A 5,273-nucleotide genomic window follows, 5' to 3' on the forward strand; every position below is an offset into this window, starting at 1 on the left:
AGCTGTATTTATGACTCTATTTATAATAATATTTGTAGTATTTAACTTTAAAGCTCTGGTAAACTGGATAAAAGACATCCTGCGTTTTGGCAAAAATGACATAATATTTGTTATGAAATTCCCGCTGGAGTTTTTAGGATTTCCCGTAAAGATGCCGCCCCAGACCAAATTCAACGGCGGGGAAAAAGGAAACTCGATCATTACCCCTACCTGTGTAATATTATTAGTTATAAGTGGTTATATCATGTGGTTTCCGTCTTTATTTGCACCAGGATTAGTAAGAATAGCATATCCTATTCATGATATAGCCATGGTACTTTCAACCTTCATGGTATGTATGCATGGCTATCTGGGCTCCTTCCATCCTGGTTCCGGGGAATCCTTCTGGGGCATGTGGAAAGGCACCGTAAGAGCCGACTGGGCAAAACATCACCATGCTATATGGTATGAAGAAACCTATGGCGAAAAGAAAGCAGAATAAAATAATAAAGGAGAAAAAGGCGGGATCCTTTTTCTCCCTTTTTATTCCACTACTTCAAAAATAAGAGGTTTTTTCTGGAAAATAGCGTCTTCGATTTGATAAGCATGTAAAACCTTCTTTACTGCCTCTCTTCCTTTTTCTTCATGGTTAGCATGTACAAAGGCCAGTACATCACCTTTAGCTACTTTGTCTCCCGTTTTTTGGTTAAGTTCAATTCCCACGGCATAATCTATGCTATCGCCTATCTTCTCTCTTCCTGCTCCTAAATGCATGGCCGTATAGCCTATCATATAAGCATCAACTCCGGCAATATATCCTGATCGCTCTGCGATTACCGGGTATTTAAACTGCGCCTCAGGCAGTCCATAATTTTCGTCATCTAAATCAATACTTCCCCCCTGGGCTTTAACCAGCTCCATAAACTTGTCAAGTCCCTTTCCTGCAGCCAGAACTTCCCTAACCCGGTTTAAAGCCCGGTTAAAATCAGTTTCTTTCTCCCCTAAAATAAGCATATGGCTGGCTAAAACCAAGCAAAGCTCTTCTAAATCAGAAGGTCCTTTGCCCTTAAGGGTATCTATCGCCTCTTTTACTTCCAGCGCGTTTCCTATCATCCTTCCCAGAGGCTGGTCCATATTGCTGATAACTGCTCTTACCTGGCGTCCAGCCCTCTGGCCTATCTTAACCATCAGCCGGGCCAGCTCTATTGCTTCCTCTTTTTCTTTCATAAAAGCACCCCTGCCTGTTTTTACATCCAGCAAAATAGCTTCCGCCCCCGAAGCCAGTTTTTTGCTCATAACACTGGAAGCTATAAGAGGAATGCTTTCCACCGTAGCTGTAACATCCCTTATGGCATAAAGCTTTTTATCAGCAGGCACCAGATTTCCGGTCTGGGAAATAACTGCAGCCCCTATACGGTTTACCTGTTCGATAAAGCTTTTATGTTCCATTTCCACCCGGAAGCCGGGAATAGATTCAAACTTATCAATAGTTCCCCCTGTATGCCCCAGCCCTCTCCCCGACATCTTGGCAACCGGCACCCCCAAGGCAGCTACCAGGGGAAGTACAATCATAGTTGTTTTATCTCCGACTCCCCCGGTACTGTGCTTATCCACCGTTTTACCGGCAATGCCGGATAAATCTGCCACCTCACCGGAATAAGCCATGGCCACTGTCAAATCAGCAGTTTCCCGCTCGCTCATGCCCTGAAAATAAATGGCCATAGCCAGAGCAGCTATCTGATAATCAGGCATACTCCCCTCACTTATGCCCTGCACCAGAAAATCTATCTCTTCCCGGCTCAGTTCTCGTCCATCCCGCTTGGAGCGAATAATATCTACAAAATTCATGTTAACACCTCACCAAAACATAAAAACTTTCTCCGGCCAGATTTTTATCAACGGGAACCTCCAGGTGTTCTGCTGCCGTCTGGCCTACATCGGCAAAGGTTTTTCTCCTTCCCAGGTTTACACCTTTTTTAAGCTTTCGTCCATACACCAGAAGCGGAACCTGTTCCCGGGTATGGTCAGTTCCAGGCGTAGTAGGATCACAGCCATGATCGGCAGTTATGATAAGCATATCATCATCTTGCATATTTTCCCTTATCTCCGGCAATCTAGCATCAAATTCCTGTAAAGCGCGGGCATAACCAGAAGCATCATTACGATGTCCGTAGAGCTGGTCAAAATCTACCAGATTGACAAAAATAAGACCGGGAAAATCCTGGCTTAAAACTTCTACCAGCCTGTTCACCCCTTCCTGATTGCTGCCGGTAGGATAAGACCTTGTAACCCCTCGTCCGGCAAAAATATCTTTGATCTTGCCAATACCTACTACTTCCTGCCCCTTTTCCAGGATACAGTCAAGAATATTCCTTCCGGGCTCTAAGGCATAATCATGCCGGTTAGCGGTACGATAAAAATTTCCCGGCTCTCCCCGAAAAGGGCGGGCAATAACCCTTCCCACATTATGTTCGCCGGTAAGCAGGGAACGGGCAATCTTGCACATGTTATAGAGTTCTTCCAGAGGGATGACTTCTTCATGAGCTGCAATCTGAAAAACACTGTCAGCCGAAGTATAGACAATAGGATAGCCGGTTTTTATATGTTCCTCACCCAGCATTTTTATAATCTCCGTGCCCGAAGCCGCAATATTGCCTAAAACTTTGCGTCCAATCCGCTTTTCAAATTCCTGTATGATCTCATCGGGAAAACCATGCGGATAGGTAGGAAAAGGCTTTTCTGTTATAATCCCCATCATCTCCCAGTGCCCGGTAGTGGTATCTTTACCTCTGGACATTTCCTGCATTATCCCATAAGCTCCTTCTGCTCTTTCTACCGGCCTTACCCCTTCTATAGGCGCCAGATTTCCCAGCCCCATAGCCTCCAGGTGGGGGAGATGAAGGCCTCCTACCCTGCGGGCTGTGTTAACCAGGGTATTTGCCCCTTTATCACCATATTCTTCACTATCCGGCATTTCTCCTATTCCTGCACTGTCCAGTACGATGATAACCGCCCTTTTCGGCATGACCAATTCCTCCTTAAAAGTTTCGTATTCTATGCTCGCGGATGGCAGCGGTTATATATTTCCCGCAGCCGGCTGGTGGTTAGATGAGTATATATCTGGGTAGTAGATATATCAGCATGTCCTAGAAGTTCCTGCACCACCCTCAAATCAGCTCCATTTTCCAGAAGATGGGTGGCAAAGGAATGCCTTAAGGTATGGGGAGTTACTTCCTTCTTGATCCCTGCCTGCTCGGCATAGCGGGCTAAAATTTTAAAAAAGCCCTGCCGGCTCATTCTCCTTCCATTAGCATTTACAAACAAACTCTTTTCCAGGTGGTTTTTAATCAAAAAATTGCGGGCCCGGGCAAGGTACCTCTGCACCCAATCCAGGGCCGTTTTATTTACCGGTACTATCCTTTCCTTGCTTCCCTTACCTAAACACCTCAAAAACCCTGCCGTCAGGTTAATGTCATCCAGCTTAAGGGATAAGAGTTCTGACACCCTCACTCCGGTTCCATACATCAGCTCCAGCATGGCCCTGTCCCTTATGCCCAAAGGGGTTAAAACATTGGGCTGCTGCATAATCTTTTCAATCTCTTCCACACTTAAAACCGCAGGGAGCTTGCGTTTAACCTTGGGCGTTTCCAGGTTCAAAACCGGGTTTTTTTCTATATAACCTTCCATTTGCAAAAATTTATAAAAAGATTTCAGGCAAGAAAGGCTGCGGGCTACAGAAGTATGAGCCATACCATGGTTAAGCTGCCAGGCCAAGAATTCTAAAATATCATCCCTTCCTATGTCTTCGATTTTATTGTTCATACCCTTTTCCTGTAAAAAAGCATAAAATTTCTCTAAATCCCGGTTATAAGCAGCCACCGAATTAGGGGATAAGCCTCTTTCATAGGTAAGATAAGCCATGAAAAGTTCCCTGTATTTTTCCATCCTGCTTGCTCCTGCCGTTTTTTCTTTTTTATTTTTGACATAAGAAGGATATTATCCTGCTAGTCTTCATAATAAAAATCCTGCAGATTAAAAACCAGGCTGTCTATTATTTCATTTAATCGGCTTGCCCTTTCATTCTCCACCCGCATAGGATTACCGGTAGGCCTTTCTTCATTAAAAAAAGTGTTCCAGACGGGAATTATATCTTTAAGGCTTCCTGCCATATAGGGAACTGCCAGGGCAAAAGACATTACCAGGATTATTACCGCCAGAAGTTTTAAAACTTTCCTTTTCCAATCCCTTATTATAATTATCACCTGTTTTCGCCTCCTTAAAAAACTATATTTATAAGCCAGGGAACAAAGTAAGCTTCAATAAAAGCACCCAGAGCAATAAAAAGCAAAATACCCAAAAACATTAAAGTATAAATAATCAGGCCTTTAAATAAAGGCAAAGAATTCCTCTTATTCCCAGCCAATATATAGAATGAAAAATTAAGAGCTATAACTGCCCATAAGATAAAAACCGGCATATATACCAGATTCTGGGGTAAAACCGACAATAGGGCTATTACAACCCCGGTGCCTGCTTTTTCCCGAATAAGAAAACTGGTAGTAAACCCCAGAGCAAAACCGCGCCAAAAAACGGCAGCTAAAATCAAAGGAAAACCGATCACCGTAAGTCCCAAAAACCATACCAGAGAAGCTATTTCCACCTGCTTTAAAAAAACTCTGAAAAATAGTTCCGGTTCTTTAATATGAGAGCTGTAATCGAGATAATTATCTATTAATTCCAAAAGATAGCCTCTCACCCCCCCTTCTAGTCCTGCTGACTTGTAGCTGCCTACTATAACCCCTAAAAGCAAAACGGTCAGCACAATAAGGTATTTAAGGCGGTTATCTTTTACATGTTTTTTAAATACCTGTTTTAAACGCATATATATCTCCTTAAACCAGGTTTAAAATGGCATTAAATCAATTTTAAATCGCTCTAAAAAATAATATTTTATAAACCATGACTTTATGCCCCTTAAACCTTCCCGCTCCTTGGGAGACAGGATAAAATAAAGGTTCTATAATAAATGTTGGGGTAGGAGAAGGAAAATAAAAAGCATTGGGTCGAATACCTGTTAATAAAAACAACCAAAACCACTCATAAAGGAGGTATTCTTCCCAATGCAATTTCAGTTTAACAAAAATTTGCTTTTTTTAAAAGATGTAAACATCGATGATGTCAAGCAGTACGATAACTATTATGAGATAAGTATTTCTAAACCAGTAAGTCCTCATAAGTGCCCGGTGTGTAAAACGGAAACTAAAAAAATTCATGATTACCGGTATCAACGCATA

At 42.7% G+C, this 5,273-nt stretch carries 6 protein-coding genes; 1 reads left to right on the forward strand and 5 read right to left on the reverse strand.

The genetic code is table 11. From position 1 onward, the window contains the following. A partial coding sequence (locus BUB92_RS10580) for a formate dehydrogenase subunit gamma (protein ID WP_073093504.1) occupies positions 1-481 on the forward strand: 481 nt, incomplete at its 5' end. Positions 482-522: 41 nt separating this feature from the next. Here BUB92_RS10580 and BUB92_RS10585 read toward each other — a convergent pair. Genes BUB92_RS10585 through spoIIM form a run of 5 tightly spaced genes read right to left on the reverse strand, consistent with a single transcriptional unit; the run spans position 523 to position 4,861 of the window. After that, positions 523-1,827 (reverse strand): pyrimidine-nucleoside phosphorylase, encoded by a 1,305-nt coding sequence (locus tag BUB92_RS10585; RefSeq protein WP_073093506.1) that lies wholly within the window; start codon positions 1,825-1,827, stop codon positions 523-525. A gap of 1 nt (position 1,828) precedes the next feature. Then, positions 1,829-3,004: a phosphopentomutase gene (locus tag BUB92_RS10590; protein ID WP_073093508.1), complete on the reverse strand. Its 1,176-nt coding sequence runs from the start codon at positions 3,002-3,004 to the stop codon at positions 1,829-1,831. 29 nt (positions 3,005-3,033) lie between these two features. Continuing rightward, a complete protein-coding gene (gene xerD / locus BUB92_RS10595) occupies positions 3,034-3,924 on the reverse strand; it encodes a site-specific tyrosine recombinase XerD (protein ID WP_073093510.1) in 891 nt (296 codons plus the stop codon). Between the two features lie 59 nt (positions 3,925-3,983). Beyond that, positions 3,984-4,241, reverse strand: coding sequence for a hypothetical protein (locus BUB92_RS10600; RefSeq protein WP_073093512.1), 258 nt, complete (start codon positions 4,239-4,241; stop codon positions 3,984-3,986). A 14-nt stretch (positions 4,242-4,255) separates the two neighbouring features. Further along, on the reverse strand, positions 4,256-4,861 hold the full coding sequence (gene spoIIM / locus BUB92_RS10605) for a stage II sporulation protein M (protein ID WP_073093514.1): 606 nt from the start codon (positions 4,859-4,861) through the stop codon (positions 4,256-4,258). Positions 4,862-5,273: the final 412 nt, after the last annotated feature.

This window comes from Thermosyntropha lipolytica DSM 11003 (assembly GCF_900129805.1).
Classification (GTDB): Bacteria; Bacillota; Syntrophomonadia; order Syntrophomonadales; family Syntrophomonadaceae; genus Thermosyntropha; species Thermosyntropha lipolytica.

Excerpts from the sequence above, each read along its gene's own strand:
- xerD (WP_073093510.1), bottom strand. The coding sequence starts at position 3,924 with ATGGAAAAATACAGGGAACTTTTCATGGCTTATCTTACCTATGAAAGA.
- spoIIM (WP_073093514.1), bottom strand. The coding sequence starts at position 4,861 with ATGCGTTTAAAACAGGTATTTAAAAAACATGTAAAAGATAACCGCCTT.
- BUB92_RS10590 (WP_073093508.1), bottom strand. The coding sequence starts at position 3,004 with ATGCCGAAAAGGGCGGTTATCATCGTACTGGACAGTGCAGGAATAGGA.
- BUB92_RS10585 (WP_073093506.1), bottom strand. The coding sequence starts at position 1,827 with ATGAATTTTGTAGATATTATTCGCTCCAAGCGGGATGGACGAGAACTG.